The following is a 19,963-nucleotide window of genomic DNA, read 5'->3' on the forward strand; positions in this document are numbered from 1 at the left end:
GCCGACATCGGCGGAATGACGATTGTAGCCACAAACGTTGTGATCGTCTGACGTAACCTTTTTTCGCTTGAGTGAATGATGCTACAACAATGGCAATTGATGATAAAGAGGGCGACGACGAGGGTTCGCTTCGGTCGCGGGCGAGTTCTTTGTTCGATGACGGTAGTGACACAGAAGGGGGGGACGATGACGAGCCCGACGGGTACACGTGGATCGATTTCCGGCGCGAGTTCCACGACGGTGGGCCGTTCGATCGAAGCGAATACCTCGGATTCGATCCACAGCGAACCGAGCAGTTGGTCGTCGACCACTCGAGGAACGCGAAATCGCTCGACGAACATTTTCAGGATTTCATCAATCCGGCGACGACGCCCGTCCGCAAAGGCGAGTACCGCTGGGAGCACTTTAAGCAGGAGTTTTATTACGACGACGGCAGCGCGCCGCGGGACTCGGACGGGGCGAAAATCCCGTTCGATCCAGCTAGCCACCTTGGGTTCGAACCCGAGGAGACCGAGGGCCGATTGAGTCACGGCGAGAACAAGGCCACCAAACTGGCTGCACTCGTCGATCAGCGGACAGTCGACGTCAATCCGGAGTTAGACGAAGACGAGTTCTTCTCGACGGCTGAGGGGCACACCACGATCGTCAACCGGTACGATCTGGAGAAGGCTGTCCCGATGGAGAAAAAGGGCCACTTCGAAGAGGTCGAGCGCTACTGGGTCAACAAACCTTACGCCTGTGTTATCCTCTTTCATTCGATAAAAGAAAACGAACGCAAGTACTACGTGATCGAGCCGACGCTGAACGCGATCGAGCACGAACTCAAAAGCTTTCTCGGCAGCAAACTCAAAACGGCGATCAAGTACGCCGAAGAGGGTGTGGCCGTCGGTGACGACGCCGAGGGTCGGGCGTCGGTCATCGAGCGAGAAGCCCAGGAACTACTCAAACGGTACGACATCTACGACGAACCGAATACGGATCGTGTGGGGCAAACGACGACTGACTGGGTAAAACAGCTGCTTGGGGTGGGCGAGGCTTCACCCGACTCTGACGAGCCGACCCAGTCAACCGAACTCGACGGTATCGCGGCCCGGCCGGAGCCAGCGATTCTCGAGGAAGATGCGGATACACTTACCGAATATCAGGTCGAGAAGCTGCTGTACCTGCTCAAGCGGGACTACATCGGCTACGGCAAGATCGACCCGATCAAACACGACATCAACGTCGAAGACATCTCCTGTGACGGGTACAACTCCCGGGTGTTCGTCTACCACACTGACTACGAACAAACGATCTCAAACGTCGAGCACGGCAAGAGCGACCTCGACGACTTCGTCGTGAAACTCGCCCAGCGCTCGGGCAAGGGGATCTCCAAACGACAACCACAGGTTGATGCGACACTCCCTGACGGGTCGCGTGCTCAGTTGACACTGGGCAAGGAAGTGTCCGATCACGGGACCAACTACACGATTCGGCAGTTCAAAGATGTCCCGTTTACGCCGATCGACCTGATCAACTGGAACACCTTCTCACTCGACGAGATGGCGTTCCTCTGGCTGGCGATCGAGAACAACAAGTCGATGATCTTTGCGGGCGGGACCGCTTCAGGGAAGACAACCAGCCTGAACGCGATTTCGCTGTTCATCCCCAGCAACTCCAAAATCGTCTCCATCGAGGACACGCGCGAGGTCGAGTTGCCACAGCGCAACTGGGTGGCGAGCGTGACGCGACCGTCCTTCGGCGAGGACGAAAAAGGCGACATCGACGAGTTCGATCTGCTGGAGGCCGCACTCCGCCAGCGCCCCGACTATATCGTCATGGGTGAGGTTCGTGGGGAAGAGGGGCGTGACCTCTTCCAGGTCATGTCGACCGGCCACACCGGCTACTCGACGTTCCACGCCGACACCGTCGGCGAGGTGATCAAGCGGTTCACGACCGACCCGATCAACGTCTCGAAGACACTCTTTACAGCCCTGGATCTCGTCTCGATCCAGACGCAGACGCGCGTCCAGGGTCGAAAGGTTCGCCGGAACAAGACGTTGACCGAGATCAACGAGTACTCCCCGGAGAACGACGAGATCAACGTCAGGGACGTCTACCAGTGGCAGGCCGAGTCCGATCAGTTCTTACAGATGGGATCCTCCTCGACCCTCGAAGAGATCAAGTTCGACCGCGGGTGGGACCAGGACACGCTGGACGAGGAACTGTTCATGCGAAAGGTCGTCTTGGCTCATCTCATCGAGCGGGGACTGAATACCTACACCGAGGTTGCCGCGACGGTCCAGGCGTTCATCAACGATCCCGAAACGATCATGACGCTGATCGCAAACGGCCAGCTCGAACGCAGTCTCGAAGACCTCCGGGAGATGGAATCAGTCCAGATTACGGTCGATCCAGCCAAAGAGGAGATGGTGCCACGACCGGATCCGCCCGACGAATTGGTCGACGAGGCTGAGGACGTCATCGAAAACGCCCAGCCGCTGTTCGACCGGTACAAGGACCAGGCCAGATCGGATATTGTCAACGCACTCGCGGACGTGAGTGGCAACGAAGTAGCCGAAGAGGAGGACGACGACGCGGTCGACTTCGGTCAATTTGTGCCCAAAGCAGGTGTTGAGGGATCTGAGGAAGAATGAGCCTCGAACGACGCCAATCCGGCTCGCGGATCGGTGAGGCCGGTAGTCTTGGCGATACCTTTTACCCGCTGTTCCGGCGGCTGTTCGACGAGGATGGGGACTTCGTCGCCAACGTCGAGACGAAACTCGGCGAATCGCGAATGGCCGACAACGTCGAGATGTTCCTCTCACGGGCGCTTGCCGTCGGGACGATCGCCGGCACCTCACTCTGGTTGGTCGGGATGTTACTCGGCTACCTGCTCGTGACGACGTTGTTCGCTGGCGGCGTCCCATCGTTTCTCGGACTCGGGCTTCCCGAGAGTATCCTGCCGATCGTTCAGGCACTGAAACTCCCTTTCCTCGTGTTCGTCTCCGGACTCGTGTTCGGGACGATCGGCTTTGTTGTCGGGTTTGGCTCGCTGGTGTCGATCCCGTACTTCCGGGCCAGCGCCCGTGAACGAGAGATCAACGTCATGCTGTCCGATGCCGTCTCGTTCATGTACGCGCTGTCGGTCGGCGGCCTCAACCAACTGGACATCCTCGAAGCGATCGCCGACGCCGACGACACGTACGGCGAGGTGGCAAAGGAGTTCCAAAGTATCGTCCTCGAGACGGAATACTTCGATACGGACTACCGGACGGCAATCCGTAACCAGGCGATCCGGACGCCAAGCGACGAGTTGAGTCAGTTCTTGACGGACATGCTCTCGATCGTCGACTCCGGGGGCAACATGACAGACTTTCTCGAAGATCAGAAGGACAAGTACATGCGCACCAGCAAGCAGGAGCAAGAGCGCATGCTCGAGACCCTGGAGTTGTTCGGCGAGATGTACATGACCCTCTCGCTGTTTCCCCTCCTGCTCATCATCATCCTCGTGGTGATGTCGATGATGGGCAACGCGAGTACGCAGTTGATGTACATCACTGTGTACGGCCTGATCCCGTTGATCAACGTCGCCTTCCTGGTACTGGTGTCGACCGTCACGTCTGACGATAGTTCGAGTGGGTACTTACAGCCGGACAATCCCGAGAAGGAGGCCCTGATCGAGGGCCAGACCAACCTCTTTGATCTCGGCCTGATCGAACGGTACAAGGGCGAACACAGTATCTTCGATCGGATCAACGACCGAGAGGGAACTCACCAGGCCTTAGAGATCATGCGTTCTCCCCACATTTTCTTCCGGGACAACCCGCTGTACGTGCTCGCATTGACGATCCCGGCCACGCTGACGGCACTGGTGATTTCCGTCCTCATGGGCTGGGCACCCACGTCCCTGGAAGGAATGATGAGCGATCCCCTCCAGGGAACGTTCTTCTGGCTGTACGTCCCCGCCTACATCAACTTCATCCCGCTGGCGATCTTCCACGAGTGGAACGTCCGCTATCGGAGGGCAATTATCGGCAAACTGTCCGAGAACCTCCGGAAACTCTCCAGTGCCAACGAAACCGGGATGACGCTGCTGGAATCGCTGAAAGTCGTCGCCGACACCTCATCGGGCCGACTGGCCGACGAGTTCACCGTCATGAACCGGAAAGTGCAGTATGGAACGAGTCTCAAACAGGCCCTCCGGGAGTTCAACAACAAGTATCACGTTCCGCGACTTGCCCGGACGGTCAAGCTCGTCAGCGAGGCCCAGGAAGCCTCGAACCAGATTCAGGATGTCCTCTCGACGGCGGCCCAGGCCAGCGAGAACCAGGACGACATCGATCGTGACCGCAAGTCCCGGACGCGAATGCAGGTCGTGATCGTCATCATGACGTTCCTGACGTTGCTGGGTGTGATTGCGATGTTGAAAGTGCAGTTCTTCGAGACGATGGCTGGGCTCTCTCAGCAAGCGTCGGGTGCGGACGGGGGCAGTTCCGTCCAAAGCATTGGCTCTGACATGCCTGGCCCCGATCTTCTCTCGATGTTGTTCCTGCACGCCGTGACACTGCAGGCTATCTCCTCGGCTATTATCGCCGGCTACATCCGGAACGTGAGTCTCGTTGCCGGACTGAAATATGCTGTGGCGTTGTTGACTGTGACGCTCAGTGTCTGGATCGTCGTGAGTTGAGCCAATGAGACGCCGAAATTCGATACAACCGAACGACAGAGGTCGGCGGGAGAGCGACCGGCAGGACCGTGCCCAGACGATGCAAGATTACGTCCTGGGCATCAGCATTTTCCTGGTCGGGTTCATGTTCGTGTTGGCGCTGTTTCCAGGGTTGCTGATGCCGTTTGAATCGACATTGGATGGCGATACCGAGGCGGCAGCCGATCGGGTGAGCGCCGAGATCGTCTCGAACTTCTCCGAGCCCGCTGAACCGAACGTCCTGAATACAACACAACTGGACCAGACAGTGTTCAATAGCTCGCGATCCGTCGCTGAGTTGCGATCGGACTTCGGAATAGCAAGTGATACCTCACTAAATATATCAGTAGAGCAACTGGATGGGGTGGCGCGTCTCAACGCGTCCGGCAACCCAGTCACGAGTGATCGGACTGCCGTCTCTGTGCGGATCATCAAAACGGGCACCTCTGGGTGTAATCCAGGGTGTCGACTCGTCGTACGGACGTGGTAACATGAGACAGGAACGAACGCGTACATCGGGGGCAGGGGGCGACGACCGCGGACAGGCATTCACGCTCGAAGGTCTGATCGGCGCAATTCTCATCTTGACGGCGCTGTGGTACGCAATGCAGGTCGTCATCATCACGCCGACGACCGGCGGAACCGTCGATTCGGAAGTCCGGGTTGACCTTCGCCAGCAAGCCGAGGACGTGCTGATGGTCGCATCTCAGTCGGAACGACAGCGCCTCTCGACACTCGTCCGGAACTGGTCACAGCGAAGCCGGACCTTCGCGGGCGCGATCAATCCAGACGTGGGCTATGGGACAGAGAAACTACCGGGGCCGTTCGGTGAGCTTCTGGTCGGTACCTTCGCCACCAGGGGACGGCTGTACAACGTCGAGATGACGTTCCTGGAGCCGAATCCGTCCAACGGGACGGGGACAGTCACGATCGCCTCACAGGGAACACCGTCGGAGAGTGCCGTCGTGGCGACCCACCGGGTCGTCCTCTATGACAATATGACGTTAACGTCACCCTCGGCCGGTTCAGCGGAATTACGGGAGTACGACACCCTCCCGACGCGGAACCCGGGCAACAAGAGTGGGTACTACCCGGTACCGAACGCCGTCGATGGGCCCGTCTACAACATCGTGGAGGTGCGACTGATCGTATGGTGACCGATCGATTCAAGCCGCGAACGGAGCGCTTCGACGGGGCACAACGGGGGCAGATGCTCCTGATCGGGGCATTGCTCATCGCCGTGACGATCGTCGCCCTGGCGCTAGTCATCAACACCGTGCTGTACACCGCAAACATCGGTTCAGGACAAGAAGCCAACCAGATAAACGAGGTCAACGAGTTCACCCACGAAGTCAGCCGAAACGCTCGCTCGCTCATGCTTCGGGCGAATCACGTCGAGCGAAACCGATCGATAGCCGACTTACAGACCGACGTGAACCACTCAATCGTGGGCTATAGCAGCGGTCTCGCCCGCTCGTTCGCGATCGAGGGAACAGTGTATACCAACGTTTCGTATCGTGGGGCAGCCGAGACCGGGACGCGGATCGTCCAGTCGCGCGACCGGAACTTCTCAGAACCGGGAGATCCGACCGACGGTAACTGGGAGGTTGTGCCCGGCCCAACTGGCACCGCTGTCGGATGGTTCCTCCTGAACGTGAACGTCCAAGACACTTCAACAGTGAATACGACGATCAGTGTGGACGACGGGAGCAATAGACTCACCTACACGATAAACCAGTCGGACAACACCAATGTGAGTGTCGTCGTCGAAGACCGAACAGGGGCCGTGCTGGACGAGACGACCTGTCGGTCGGTTGGCGGACGGACGCTCCTGGATCTGTACGGCGGGTCGAGTCCGACCGGTGAGTGTACGTTCACCGGTATCGAGACGAACCTCGGGCCATCGACCGTTGAGATCGACAACGGGACCGAGATCACCGGCCAGTACGCAATCGTCACCAATCGAACGTGGAGCACGTCTTGGAGCATGCCATGGGGGGCCTACGATGCCTGCAAAACCGATCCACTGGCCCAGACGTGCATCACGCCGGCCGTTTGGAAAGGGGTAGTCGATCTCACTTACCGAAGCGACGGCGTCCAACTCGGCCAGCAGCGGAACGTCAGCGTCTACGGGGGGAGTTCATGAACGAAACCCAGCCAGAAAGATCGCAATATCGGCGTTCGCTTTCGAGTCACAGCAACAGTCAAGAGACAGACAGGGCACTGTCGACACCGATCACGCACACCCTGTCTCTCGGCATTACGACGGTCCTTGTTGTGGGACTGCTTATCGCTGCGAATGGCTACCTCGAGGACCAACAGCGGTATGCCGCCGATCAAGTGATCGAGAATATCGGGACTGAGCTGGCCTCAGAGCTAGAAAACGTCGGGAGGATCGCTCGGAATAGCCAGCAGGTCTCACTACAGGTCAGCCAGCCCCGAAACGTCGTCTCGAATGCGTATTCCGCGGAGATACAGTCCCCTGGAGAGTGTTCGCTCGGCATGGCGGCGAATGCGTGTCTGGTGGTGGAAGTCACCCGAAACGGTGAGAACACGGTTCGTGAGTTCGCGGTCCAGAACCGGTCCGACGTCGTCCTCTCGATCGATCGCGTCGATCACTCCACGTTTGGAGTGGCAGCCACCAGAACGACAGGCGTCACGACGGATGCCGCGGTTGTCCCGGTCGAGCAGGATTTGCGGGTCGGCGTGGGAGCGGACGTACGTCGGATTAACTACGGAAACACCTCTTCGCCGACGAATCGACCACCGATCGCCAAGTTCGAGGTCGAAACAGCGTATCCAGTCAGCGACGAGCCGGTGAAATTCAACGCCTCCGAGAGTCGCGATCCCGATGGATCGATCGAACACTACTACTGGTTCGTCAACGGAAGCGACACTGGCGTCGACAATGTGACCTACCAAGAGACCTTGCCAGCAGGCGATCACAACGTGACGCTGAAAGTCGTCGACGATGACGACGACACGGCGCGGGTAACGAGGAACGTATCGGTTTCCGGGATGGAGTACAATTCCGACTACACAGTTGTCACTGGTGGTGGTGGTGGTGGCAAAACAGTCTCATTTTCCTATGAGAATACCTGGCCCGATGAAATCGTCATCAGCCACATCCTCGTAAACCCTGAGTTTTCGAAAGGCGGTGAAGTGAAAATAGATTCGAGCAGTGATCCAGAGATACATATTCAATGGGGTTCCGGAGACTACGAGAAATATCGGGAAATTAGCTTCAAAGACAAAGATAAACCAGATGGGAAGATTATCGCGATTGAAGATCCCAACCAGGTTGCGATTCCCTCGGGAGAGACTGTTTCTGTCACATTCAACGGAATGAACGGAAATCCTAGCCCGGTGATCATTGGAATTCGGTATTGGCATAACGGCGAGTCACACCGGACAATGTTCGAGGGGTCCGACTCATGATCGAGAGGGACGAACAATGAGCGGTCACAACGAAAGAGCGCCATCGGCGTCAAATACCCGCTCAGACGAACAATCAATCCCGGCCCCAAACAACGGTTCTGGAAACCAACGATACGCGCAGAGTCAGATCGGTACCAGCGAGCGTGCTGTCTCCGATCTGATTGGCTTCATCCTCACGTTCTCGGTCGTCATGGCTTCGGTCATCCTTGTCTCGACGGTCGGGTTTGCCCAACTTGAGGACTTCAAAGCCGGCCAGCAACTCGACAACGCCGAACAGACGTTCGAGATTTTTGCCACCTCCTTCGACTCGATCGAAGAAGGTGGCGCACTCACTCGTCAAGAGTCATTGGATCTGTATCAAGGAACGATTGGGATCGAACGAGGATCGACGGCTACGGTAACTCTCAATCGAAGTGGTGGGCCGAATAGAGCGATTTCAGTCCCGATGAATGCGTTGGTGTACTCGAAAGACTCGACGAATATCTCGTATGAAAGTGGTGCTACCTTTCGTGGTCGGGAGAAGGGCGGCACGATCAAACACAAGCCTGGCCAGGTCTGTACGGACGACGTGGTTGTCTTGTCGTTCGTGACGATACAGTCTCCGGAAACGTCGACGAGCGGTGGCGGAGCCTTAGAAGTAACTGCGACGGCGAATGGGACAGACCTGCTGTATCCCGTTAACCGGTCCGGCTCAGGAAGTGTGTCTGACGTTGAGTATGTTAGCGTCTCGTTCACGTCAGCGCGAGACGATGCGTGGCTCGATCACTTCGACCGGGCAGAAAACTGGACCGTCTCGGGATCGACGGCACAATGTGGCAGTCCATCAGATCCGATCGAACAAGCTTTCGTCCGTCGTCAAAATGTCACGATCGAATTCGGTGAGTGACGATCGCCAATCACCAGTCCGGAATCTCGCAACGCTTCAACTTTCGATTCTGACGTTGTTGAGATCGATGTCGATGACACCGCTCGGTCGAGCGTTCTCCTCACTCAGACCGATCGTATAGAGCATGAGCATGATATTGTCGGTCTCTGCCCCGGATTGCTGCGGGAAGTCATACGCGACGATGACCTGATTGCTTTCGAGGGTGAGTTGGCCAGTCGTCGTATTGTACAGATTACTCTTGTTGAGTGCGTCGGTCAGGTTCGTCTGCCACTCAGCCGTCGTCCAATTCGCCAGATCGTTTTTGAACGCGGTCGAAGCGTGGTTCGTGTAGACGCTGACGTTGTTGTCTTCAACAGTGGTGCCGTCAGACTTGTTCATCGCCGCACAACGTGTCACGGGATACTGGCTTCCGTTAATTGTCTCAGTCATGCTCGTCGCCACCCACCGATCACACCCGTAAACCGTCGCGCTGAAGTTCACCATCTCGCCGTCTGAAACAGTGAATGCGTGACTGAACGTCGATGGTGCGTAGGGATCGTTGACGTTGAGGAACGTCTCACCGCCTTGCGTGACGTTTGCGATTCTGGTGACGTCACCGGTAATCTGTGGTGGTTGGGCGGTGTTGTTGGCTGAAAGGTTCGTCGACATCGGGAGTCGACCGACCTGCTTTGTGCTGGAAACGCGTTTAGCAATCGAAGAAAATGCATCCTCAAGAGCCGACGCGTTTTTGGCATAGTAGTATTCTCCAGTGCCGGCTTTAGCGACATCAGATAGGAGTTCCTCGTCAATATTCGTTTCGATACCGAATCCGATAGTGTACGTCGTCATTCCAGAATCACTCGCTAACTGGGCGATTTTGATAGTAGCAAAGTCGGTCCCTGCTTCATCCCCCCAATACCAGTGACCATTATAATTGTACGATTGATGGGATTTGTATTCCTGGCTGCTGACCAACCAATCTTCATCGTGACTGTGCTTATTTCGTCCATCGGACAGGAGGACGATTATCTTGTTTCGTGATTCGTCACTTTTGAGATCTAATAGGGGGGCGGCTTTTTTCATCCCTCCCGTAGAGTAGGTCCACCCCTTTGCTTGTAGTCGTTCTAGAGGCCCACCTGAAGTATCATTAAATGATTCAAAATCGCCTGTTAACATCTGATTATTAGTTCGATAAATACGGCCGTAATTCGGATGTGGATACGGAAATCTCCATGTCGAAGACGGATCATTTTCATCGTACCCATTTGGCATTTCTTGGTAGCCAACTAGTGCGATACGGTCAATGTCACTATCTAAATATGTCGTGAAATTCCGTATAGATCCTCTAACAGATTCTCGTTTTTCCTGTCCGGAAGGGCCTGGATCCTCCATCGACCCAGACTCGTCGACCACGAACACCACGTCGAGTGGCGGCCGCGTCACGTTATTGGCCTGAGAAATCCGCTCGACGGACCCGATTTCGATGTCGTCAGCCACCGGTTCCGCGTAGACAGTATACGTATTGTTCGCGTCCTTGCTGACAGAGATTCCATCAGTCGTCACCGACACGTCGTGCATGTAGCTGGCGTTCGTCACGCCGACGACGTTGTTTTTCGCGTCGTTCGTCCGCTCGGGCAACGCACTCTGGTTCAGGTAGACTGTTGCCGTTTCCGTGCTGTCGTTGACGACGAGGTAACTGTCGTCGCCCGCTGGCGGCGACGATCGGACATCATATCCCGTCTCGCCTGCCAAGTGCTCACCCCAGGCCTCGTACATGTCGCTCTGGATCCGTACGGTAATGTTATCGGGACGCATGCAAGAGCCCTGTAACAGTTTGTCCATCGCCGCGGTCGAATCGGTCGCCGACGAACTCGCGTTCAAGACAGCCTGGTTGCCCTCGCCGGCGACACTGCCAGTCATGTTCATCAGCGAGAGACTGAGCTGTCCGTCCTGAATCGAGACGGTCGGCGGCGTCACGATCGAGGCTGCCCCGTCCTCCGAGAGTCGCCAGACACCACCCGCTTCGTAGACGATCACCGCGCCAGCCTCGTTATCGAGACGAATCGAATCGAGTGGAACCTCAGCCGAACACGTCGCGTTGCCGTTGACAGTTATATTGATCTGTCCTTTATCCGTCACTAAATCTGGCGATCGCTGGACGGTCTGATCCGTTTCAGCAAACGAAAACTCGACCGCACGCGATTCGCTTGCGGTCGACAAGGTTGCTAACCTGGAGTCGACCTCCTGCATCATCGTCTGGGTCGCTTCCGAATCCTGTTGTTCCTGGATCCCGCCGATCGAGGACGCCCCAAAGATCACGATCGCAACGGCTCCAGTCATGACGATCCCGACCAACAAGACGTAGCCGAGCAACTCGGACACGCCTCGATCTGCACCCACATTCGACGATGTCGGCCCCCAGCGATTCATTGGTTATGCGAACAAATCGCGTTGTAGAAGTATAAATGTATTCGAGACTGGCTGACGCACATAAATCTCGTCCTTGACTCTATTCCCGCGACCCCAACGTTGTGCTATTTATTCGTTAGTCAGCGGCACCGGACTGCTCTGGCTGGCACTGTACTTGTGCCACATACGTTTGTGTCAATTCGACCAGGGCAGATCGAAACTCACTCTCAGTCGGATTCGTGGGCAGATCTCGAAAGCGGTCTCGAAAGTAGTTAAACCCGAGATTCGGCGCGTCTATTGCGGCCGCTTGTGCCAAATCGTAGATTCGATGATCCTGATCGACCAGTCCGTGGCGCTCAATCAAACCAACGGCAAATGCTGCGTTGACGGCCGTAATCTCCGGATCCGCATCACCAGTCAGTCGTTCCCAGCCGACAGGTTCAGTCGGACGATCGACCAGTGCGGCCGCAAGTCCAGATTCGAAGAATTGTCCTAGTTTCGCCGTTGGGGACACGTCGATCCACACATCGTCGGCGTAGATATCCCTAGCATGATTAGCAATTTGATAACAGTGTGTGAGCGTCCGGCGCTTGATGCTCCGGCCCGAGAGGGCGAGGAAGATGACCTCATCCGTCGAAAGTGTATGCGATGGGTGGTGCTGTTCGTGCTGGTGCATGTGGGCAAACTCGTGGAGGGCGAGTTCCCGTGCCATCGCACTGGTCGCTGCCTGCTGGGAGATAATCAGGGTGTGCCCAGGCGAATTGTGACTGACGCGTGTCCGCTCGTCAGGATCCCGGCGGACCCTCACTGTCACGGACTGGCGGAGGTCGTATTCGGTTTCAAAGCGGTCCCGTGCCCCCAGAAACGGGTCACTCGGACCGGTACCTTCGACCAGCAATTCCATGTGTTGCTTTCACATGGTTTCGTTCCGTATGACTCTTCTGGCCCCGGCAGCGGTCGGTAGCGAGTTCCGTGTCGCTCACAAACACGGTCTAGTATCCAGTGGCGCTGTTGTAACGGCCCGCACCTCCTAAGCTTCGCTGTTCGCGTGCTAATCGCACGCTTACGCCGAAACACCGTCAGTCCACTCGCTCCGCTCGTTCCCTGACGAGCTTCCGCGTTCGTGCTCCTAATTGTCGCACTCAGGCCGAAACACTACCCTTTTACCGTGCCTGCCGGTAGAATCGGGTATCATGGGCCGACGCAAAAAAATCGTACAGGAGTGTGAGACGCTGATGGACAAACCGGAGAACATCCGGAACATCGCCATCGCGGCTCACGTCGACCACGGGAAGACGACGCTGACTGACAATCTCCTCGCTGGTGCGGGCATGATCTCCGACGAAACCGCCGGAGAACAGCTCGCGATGGACACCGAGGAGGACGAACAGGAACGTGGAATCACCATCGACGCGGCAAACGTCTCGATGACCCACGAGTACGAGGATACCAACCATCTCATCAACCTCATCGACACGCCGGGCCACGTCGACTTCGGCGGGGACGTTACCCGCGCGATGCGGGCCGTCGACGGCGCACTGGTGGTCGTCGACGCCGTCGAGGGCGCGATGCCTCAGACCGAGACCGTCCTCCGACAAGCACTCAGAGAGGGTGTCAAACCGACGCTGTTCATCAACAAGGTCGACCGTCTCATCTCGGAACTTCAGGAAGGTCCCGAAGAGATGCAGGAGCGACTCGTCGCAGTCATCCGCGACGTAAACGAACTCATCCGTGGGATGACCGAGGAGATGGACGACATTGAGGACGACTGGACCGTCTCCGTCGAAGAGGGGACCGTCGGCTTCGGGTCGGCGCTGTACAAGTGGGGCGTCTCGATGCCCTCGATGCAGCGCACCGGGATGGACTTCGGCGAGATCATGGAACTTGAGCGGGCCGACAAGCGCCAGGAACTCCACGAGCGAACGCCCCTGGCCGACGTCGTCCTGGACATGGTGTGTGAGCACTTCCCGAATCCGATCGACGCCCAGCCGCGTCGTGTCCCGCGGATCTGGCGTGGCGACGCCGACAGCGAGGTCGCCGAGCAGATGCAGCTCGTCGACGAGGACGGCGACGTTGTCCTGATGGTTACCGACATCGGCGTCGACCCCCACGCTGGCGAGGTCGCTGCGGGTCGTGTCTTCTCCGGGACGATCGAGGAAGGTCAGGAGCTGTACGTCTCCGGGACAGCTGGCAAGAACCGCGTCCAGAGCGTCGGCGTCTACATGGGCGGCGAGCGCGAGGAGGTCGAAGAAGTCCCGGCCGGCAACATTGCGGCCGTCACTGGTCTCAAAGACGCCATCGCGGGCTCGACCGTCTCTAGCGTCGAGATGACGCCCTTCGAGTCGATCGAACACATCTCGGAGCCGGTCATCACCAAAAGTGTCGAGGCCCAGCGGATGGACGATCTGCCCAAGCTCATCGAGACGCTCCAGCAGGTCAGTAAGGAAGATCCGACCATCGAGATCGAGATCAACGAGGACACCGGCGAGCATCTCATCTCCGGGCAGGGCGAACTCCACCTCGAAGTCGTCACCCAGCGTATCGAGCGCAACCAGGGCATCCCGATCACGACGGGCGAACCGATCGTCGTCTTCCGGGAAGCGCCACAGGAGCAGAGTCGCGAAGTCGAGGGGATCTCGCCGAACCGCCACAACCGCTTTTACATTACGGTCCACCCGCTGGACAACGACATCGTCGAGACGATCCAGCACGGCGAGGCCTCCATGGACATGCCTGAACTCGAACGCCGTGAGGCGCTCCAGGAAGCCGGCATGGACAAGGACACCTCCCAGAACGTCGAGCACATCCACGGCACGAACGTCATCATCGACGACACGAAAGGGATCCAGCACTTGAACGAGACGATGGAACTCGTCCTCGAAGGGATGGAGGACGCCCTCAACGACGGGCCGCTGGCCGCCGAGCCGGTCCAGGGCTCGCTCATCCGACTCCACGACGCCCGCCTCCACGAGGACGCCATCCACCGCGGTCCGGCCCAGGTCATCCCGGCCGTCCGTCAGGCCATCCACAATTCCCTGATCGACGCCGAGATCCGCCTGCTCGAACCGATCCAGGATGTCCGCATCGACGTGCCCAACGAGCACATGGGCGCGGCGAGCGGCGAAGTCCAGGGTCGGCGTGGCCGCGTCGACGACATGTATCAGGAAGGCGACCTCATGGTCGTCGAGGGCATCGCGCCCGTCGAGGAGATGATCGGCTTCTCCAGTGACATCCGGAGCGCGACGGAAGGTCGTGCTTCCTGGAACACCGAGAACGCCGGGTTCCGCGTCATGGCCGATAACCTCCAGCCCGAGACGATCAAGCAGATTCGCGAGCGCAAGGGCATGAAGACGGAACTGCCCGAAGCGATCAATTACTTCTAAAGACCACCTTTTTACTTCAGAGGGTCGCCGACGGCGACCCTCTTGGCAAAAAGCTGGACCAAAAACATCCGAGCGCCTGCGGCGCTCGGGAAAACGACGGCGCACGCGCCGTCGTATGCTGCCTGGTTTCGCTGTGTTTTTGCTACTAGTTTTACTGCTACCGGAGACCATTCTTTATTCACCCGAATGTTGTTCACGCCAGTAGATATATTTCATCACGGTTCGTGTGTCGAAAGGCAATGGAATACACCACACTCGGATCAACGGGGATGGAAGTCTCGAAGATCGCGCTTGGCTGTATGAGTTTTGGCAGCCAGGACGACTGGATGCTGGATGCAGACGAGGGCCGGGAACTTGTCGAGCGAGCGATCGACCTCGGGATCAACTTCTTCGACACGGCCAATACCTACTCCTCGGGGGAGAGCGAAGAGATCCTCGGTGACGTGCTCGCCGATTACGACCGTGACGAGCAGGTCGTCGCGACGAAGGTCCGCTTCTCGGGCGCCAAAGAGCACCGGAACGCGAAGGGACTCTCCCGGAAGACGATCGAGCAGGAGCTCGACCATTCACTGGATCGACTCGGAATGGACACCGTTGATCTCTATCAGATCCATCGCTGGGACTACAATACGCCGATCGAGACGACGCTGCGGGCGCTTGACGATGCAGTCCGTCGCGGGAAGGTCCGACACATCGGGGCCTCCTCGATGTGGGCCCACCAGTTCCAGCGCGCACTCCACATCTCCGATCGGGAGGGACTGGCCCGCTTCGAGACGATGCAGGACCTCTATCACCTGACCTATCGCGAGGAGGAACGCGAGATGTACCCGATCACGAACCGGGAGAACGTTGGGGTCATTCCCTGGTCGCCGCTGGCGGCTGGCTACCTCACCCGTTCGCACGATAAGTTCACCGAGACGACGCGTGGCGAGCACGAGATCGATTATGGAACGCCGTATCACGAAGGGCCGGGCAGCGAGGAGATCAACAACCGCGTCGAGGAACTCGCCGACGAGAAGGGCGTCTCGATGGCCCAGATCGCCCTGGCCTGGCACTTCCAGAACGACAACGTCGACGCGCCGATCGTCGGCGTCTCCAGCATCGAGCACCTCGAAGACGCAGTCGAGGCGCTGGAAGTCAATCTCAGCGACTCCGACGTCGAGTATCTCGAAGAACCGTACGAGCCAGTTCCGGTGTTCGGTTTCGAGTAACGACCATCTGGTTCGCTCGGCCCCGCCCAGGGCGTCGTCGTTCAAGAGATACTTATACCTCCCAGCCTGTGAACCGGATACGATGTACGCGCCCAGACACGCGTCTTCGGCAGCCGAGGTGAGTGTTCGATGAGCGATCCGCAGGACGAAGTCCGGGCGTACACAGTTCGGCTCGAACTCGTCGACGAACCCGGGGAACTCCTCCGGGCGCTTTCACCCATCGCCGAACACGGCGGGAACCTCCTCAGTATCTACCACGAACGCGGGAATCTAACTCCCCGCGGGCACATCCCCGTCGAAGTGGATCTGGAAGCGACGCCCGATCGGTTCGACGGGATCGTCGAGGCGCTGAGAGACGCCGGTGTGAACGTGATCGAGGCTGGCCAGGAGCGCTATAGCGAGGAAGTGACTGTTCTGCTGGTCGGCCACCTCGTCGACACGGACCTCTCGGATACCCTCTCGCAACTCCGGGCGGAAAACGGGGCCGTTGCTGACCTCTCGCTATCTGCGCCGGAAGGCGTCGGTGAGCCCTCGAGCGCACGGTTGCGACTTCAGACAGAACAAGGTGCGGTCAATGACACCCTCGCTGCAGTACGATCCGTTGCCGAGGAGAAAGATTTGCGCGTCGTCGAGCCGCTCGCGCCGGGGGGTGACGCCTGATGGACCTCGCGATCATGGGGACCGGGACGGTCGGTAGTTCTGTCGCCGAACTCGCCTCCGAGTACGGACACACGGTCACGGCGATGGCAAACGTCGAATCTGGGGCGATCGACGCCGACGGTGTCGACGTCGCCGCGGCGCTCGACCGGCAACGGACTGACGGAATGGCCCACTTGGGCGACGCCGACCCCGATGACCTGCTGGCGGCCGAGTACGACGCCCTGATCGAAGTGACGCCTGTGACGCTTGGCGACGCTCAACCCGGATTCAACCACATCGAAGCCGCTCTCCAGCAGGACAACCACGTCGTCCTGGCGAACAAGGGGCCGATGGCCGAACGCTACGCCGATGTGCGCGCCCTGGAACGGCAAAGCGAGGGCAGCGTCCGCTTCGAGGCAACCGTCGCCGGGGCGATCCCAGTCCTCTCGACGATCGAAGATTACGGGCCGGGCACGATGACGGCTGTCCGGGGTATCCTCAACGGGACGGCGAACTTCATCCTCTCGCGAATGGCCGCCGAGGGACTGGACTACGAGCACGTGCTCGCCGAGGCCCAGGATCTCGGCGTCGCCGAAACGGATCCTTCCTTCGACGTGGAAGGCACTGACGCCGCGCTGAAGTGCGTGATCCTGGCGAACGTCCTCGCGCAGGGCGACCGGGAGTACACGCTGGCGGATGCGACCGTCGAGGGCATCAAAGACGTGCCGGGTAGCGCGCTCGAACTCGCCCGCGAGGATGGCCGGACGATCCGACTTATCGGTGAGGTAGCTGACGGCGAGGTCCGCGTCGGCCCGCGACTCGTGCCCGAACACAGCGAGCTCGCGGTAACGGGAACGACGAATATCGTCCAGCTCGAGACTGAGAATGCCGGCCGACTCAATCTCTCGGGCCGCGGCGCGGGCGGCCCAGAGACTGCAACAGCGATTCTCTCGGACGTTGGCCGGCTCGAGTGAACACGTTCTGTAGAGAGCGATCAGCGGCCATCTCAGAAACCAGCCATTGAATCCGGTGGAAGCTATCGAATCGAACAGGTCGTCGACCGATCCCCAATCCGTGGGATGTGTTCGCAAGTTCCCGGACATAATCGGGATGCGATTTGTGGCGTATCGAAACCGTTTTAATTACTTCTGCCGAACGATTGCGATACAGCGCCTCTGCGCGTGAGATTACAATGAGTGAGGACATAGCGCACCAGAACCTCGCCATCATCGGACACGTCGACCACGGGAAGTCCACTCTCGTCGGTCGCCTCCTGTTCGAGACCGGCAGCGTTCCGGAGCACGTCATCGAGCAGCATCGAGAAGAAGCAGAAGAGAAGGGCAAGGGCGGATTCGAGTTCGCCTACGTGATGGACAACCTCGCCGAGGAGCGAGAGCGCGGGGTCACCATCGACATCGCCCACCAGGAGTTCGACACTGAGAAGTACAACTTCACGATTGTCGACTGTCCCGGCCACCGGGACTTCGTGAAGAACATGATCACGGGCGCGTCCCAGGCCGACAACGCCGTGCTCGTGGTCGCCGCCGACGACGGCGTCCAGCCCCAGACCCAGGAGCACGTTTTCCTGGCTCGCACGCTGGGCATCGACGAGCTCATCGTTGCCGTCAACAAGATGGACCTTGTCGACTACGAGGAATCTCGCTACCGGGAGGCCGTCGAAGAGGTCACGCAGTTGCTCAAGCAGGTCCAGTTCAACACGGACAACGCGAGCTTCATCCCGACATCGGCCTTCGAGGGCGACAACGTCGAGTCCCTCAGCGACAACACGCCGTGGTATGACGGACCGACGATCCTCGAATCCCTCAACGACCTGCCCGAACCCCAGCCGCCGACGGACGCGCCGCTGCGGCTGCCGATCCAGGACGTCTACACTATCTCGGGTATCGGGACTGTCCCGGTCGGTCGGATCGAGACCGGTGAGATGTTCCCCGGTGACGACGTGACTTTCCAGCCCAGCGACGTGGGCGGCGAGGTCAAGACCGTCGAGATGCACCACGAAGAGGTCGACAGCGCGGGCCCCGGCGACAACGTCGGGTTCAACGTCCGTGGCATCGGCAAGGACGACATCCGCCGCGGTGATGTCTGTGGGCCGGCTGACGATCCGCCGTCGGTCGCCGAGACCTTCCAGGCCCAGGTCGTCGTCATGCAGCACCCGAGCGTGATCACTGCCGGCTACACGCCGGTCTTCCACGCTCACACTGCACAGGTTGCCTGTACGATCGAGTCCATCGACAAGAAGATCGATCCCTCTTCCGGCGAAGTCGCCGAAGAGAATCCCGACTTCATCCAGTCGGGTGACGCGGCGGTCGTCACTGTCCGACCGCAGAAACCCCTCAGCATCGAGCCGTCGAGCGAGATTCCCGAGCTCGGCAGCTTCGCCATCCGTGACATGGGCCAGACCATCGCGGCCGGCAAAGTGCTGAGCGTCAACGAGCGCGAATAATGCAGCAGGCACGCGTCCGTCTGGCGGGCACGAGTCCCGAAGACCTCGACGCCATCTGCGATGAAGTTGGCGAGATCGCGAACAAGACCGGGGTCGAACTCTCTGGTCCTGTCCCGCTGCCGACGAAGACGCTGGAAGTTCCCGCCCGGAAGTCCCCCGACGGCGAGGGGACAGCCACGTGGGAGCACTGGGAGATGCGCGTCCACAAGCGGCTGATCGACATTGACGCTGACGAACGCGCACTCCGTCAGCTGATGCGCATTCAGGTTCCCAACGACGTCAGCATCGAGATCGTCCTCGAAGACTGATCGCTGGCATTGCCGGCATGGTCAGTCCATTGTGAGGACAACAGTCGCTCTCACGCGTACGCGGGATCGTCGGATTCAACTATCCCCGTCCGTGAACTATCAGTGCGGGCTCGTAGATCAGTGGCAGATCGCTTCCTTCGCAAGGAAGAGGCCCCGGGTTCAAATCCCGGCGAGTCCATAATTCTTGCGCCGCGAGCAAATTCGCGAGCGGCGTGAATCCAAGTCGAAGCCCGGATTTGAACCCCTACCAGTCGCAGCATCCGAGCGAAGCGAGGGTGACCGTCTGGTTTCGGTTCAAATCCCGGCGAGTCCACTCGACTCACGTCGTTCGTCTCGTTCCCTCGCCGAACATCGCAAACGCCTCGCGTTTGCTCAATCCCGGCGTCTTCGCGAGCTAAGCGAGCGAAGGCTCGGAAGACGAACGAAGTGAGTCTTCCGGCGAGTCCACTCGACTCACGTCGTTCGTCTCGTTCCCTCGTCGAACATCGCAAACGCCTCGCGTTTGCTCAATCCCGGCGTCTTCGCGAGCCAAGCGAGCGAAGGCTCGGAAGACGAACGA

At 58.8% G+C, this 19,963-nt stretch carries 15 protein-coding genes and 1 tRNA gene; 14 read left to right on the plus strand and 2 right to left on the minus strand.

The features are described 5' to 3' along the window. Window positions 1-89 precede the first annotated feature (89 nt). From HZR20_RS05670 to HZR20_RS05700, 7 genes are read left to right on the plus strand one after another with little or no spacing between them, the layout of a single operon-like run. Entirely contained in the window at window positions 90-2,636 is a 2,547-nt protein-coding gene (locus HZR20_RS05670; RefSeq protein WP_181685616.1) for a type II/IV secretion system ATPase subunit, read from the plus strand. Continuing rightward, on the plus strand, window positions 2,633-4,669 hold the full coding sequence (locus tag HZR20_RS05675) for a type II secretion system F family protein (protein ID WP_181685617.1): 2,037 nt from the start codon (window positions 2,633-2,635) through the stop codon (window positions 4,667-4,669). Before HZR20_RS05670 ends, HZR20_RS05675 begins: the two co-directional genes overlap by 4 nt. A 4-nt stretch (window positions 4,670-4,673) precedes the next feature. Further along, the gene (locus HZR20_RS05680) at window positions 4,674-5,177 is read left to right on the plus strand and encodes a DUF7287 family protein (RefSeq protein WP_449272329.1); all 504 of its coding nucleotides are present in this window, start codon (window positions 4,674-4,676) and stop codon (window positions 5,175-5,177) included. Between the two features lies 1 nt (window position 5,178). Continuing rightward, window positions 5,179-5,844 (plus strand): DUF7288 family protein, encoded by a 666-nt coding sequence (locus HZR20_RS05685; protein ID WP_181685619.1) that lies wholly within the window; start codon window positions 5,179-5,181, stop codon window positions 5,842-5,844. Next, window positions 5,838-6,833, plus strand: coding sequence for a DUF7261 family protein (locus HZR20_RS05690; protein WP_181685620.1), 996 nt, complete (start codon window positions 5,838-5,840; stop codon window positions 6,831-6,833). The genes HZR20_RS05685 and HZR20_RS05690 overlap by 7 nt, the downstream gene beginning before the upstream one ends. Continuing rightward, entirely contained in the window at window positions 6,830-8,125 is a 1,296-nt protein-coding gene (locus HZR20_RS05695) for a DUF7266 family protein (RefSeq protein WP_449272330.1), read from the plus strand. The genes HZR20_RS05690 and HZR20_RS05695 overlap by 4 nt, the downstream gene beginning before the upstream one ends. A 16-nt stretch (window positions 8,126-8,141) precedes the next feature. Continuing rightward, a complete protein-coding gene (locus HZR20_RS05700; RefSeq protein ID WP_181685622.1) occupies window positions 8,142-9,011 on the plus strand; it encodes a DUF7289 family protein in 870 nt (289 codons plus the stop codon). Window positions 9,012-9,047: 36 nt separating this feature from the next. Here the strand turns inward: HZR20_RS05700 and HZR20_RS14715 are convergent, their stop codons facing one another. Continuing rightward, entirely contained in the window at window positions 9,048-11,390 is a 2,343-nt protein-coding gene (locus HZR20_RS14715; RefSeq protein ID WP_181685623.1) for a vWA domain-containing protein, read from the minus strand. Between the two features lie 145 nt (window positions 11,391-11,535). Further along, complete coding sequence (locus tag HZR20_RS05710) at window positions 11,536-12,303, minus strand: DUF5781 family protein (RefSeq protein ID WP_181685624.1); 768 nt, start codon at window positions 12,301-12,303, stop codon at window positions 11,536-11,538. Window positions 12,304-12,592: 289 nt separating this feature from the next. On the opposite strand from HZR20_RS05710, the gene HZR20_RS05715 reads away from it, so the two are divergent. From HZR20_RS05715 to HZR20_RS05745, 7 genes are all read left to right on the plus strand, one after another. Continuing rightward, complete coding sequence (locus HZR20_RS05715) at window positions 12,593-14,782, plus strand: elongation factor EF-2 (RefSeq protein ID WP_181685625.1); 2,190 nt, start codon at window positions 12,593-12,595, stop codon at window positions 14,780-14,782. A 239-nt stretch (window positions 14,783-15,021) separates the two neighbouring features. Beyond that, on the plus strand, window positions 15,022-15,993 hold the full coding sequence (locus tag HZR20_RS05720) for an aldo/keto reductase (RefSeq protein WP_181685626.1): 972 nt from the start codon (window positions 15,022-15,024) through the stop codon (window positions 15,991-15,993). A gap of 129 nt (window positions 15,994-16,122) precedes the next feature. Continuing rightward, a complete protein-coding gene (locus tag HZR20_RS05725; RefSeq protein WP_181685627.1) occupies window positions 16,123-16,653 on the plus strand; it encodes an amino acid-binding protein in 531 nt (176 codons plus the stop codon). Beyond that, the gene (locus HZR20_RS05730) at window positions 16,653-17,606 is read left to right on the plus strand and encodes a homoserine dehydrogenase (RefSeq protein WP_181685628.1); all 954 of its coding nucleotides are present in this window, start codon (window positions 16,653-16,655) and stop codon (window positions 17,604-17,606) included. Before HZR20_RS05725 ends, HZR20_RS05730 begins: the two co-directional genes overlap by 1 nt. Window positions 17,607-17,824: 218 nt before the next feature. Further along, on the plus strand, window positions 17,825-19,096 hold the full coding sequence (gene tuf, locus HZR20_RS05735; RefSeq protein ID WP_181685629.1) for a translation elongation factor EF-1 subunit alpha: 1,272 nt from the start codon (window positions 17,825-17,827) through the stop codon (window positions 19,094-19,096). Continuing rightward, a complete protein-coding gene (gene rpsJ / locus HZR20_RS05740; RefSeq protein WP_199268329.1) occupies window positions 19,093-19,404 on the plus strand; it encodes a 30S ribosomal protein S10 in 312 nt (103 codons plus the stop codon). Before tuf ends, rpsJ begins: the two co-directional genes overlap by 4 nt. A gap of 106 nt (window positions 19,405-19,510) precedes the next feature. Continuing rightward, window positions 19,511-19,582, plus strand: a tRNA-Ala gene (locus HZR20_RS05745). The last annotated feature ends 381 nt before the right edge of the window (window positions 19,583-19,963 follow it).

The organism is Halorhabdus salina, from assembly GCF_013839425.1.
Taxonomy (GTDB): Archaea; Halobacteriota; Halobacteria; order Halobacteriales; family Haloarculaceae; genus Halorhabdus; species Halorhabdus salina.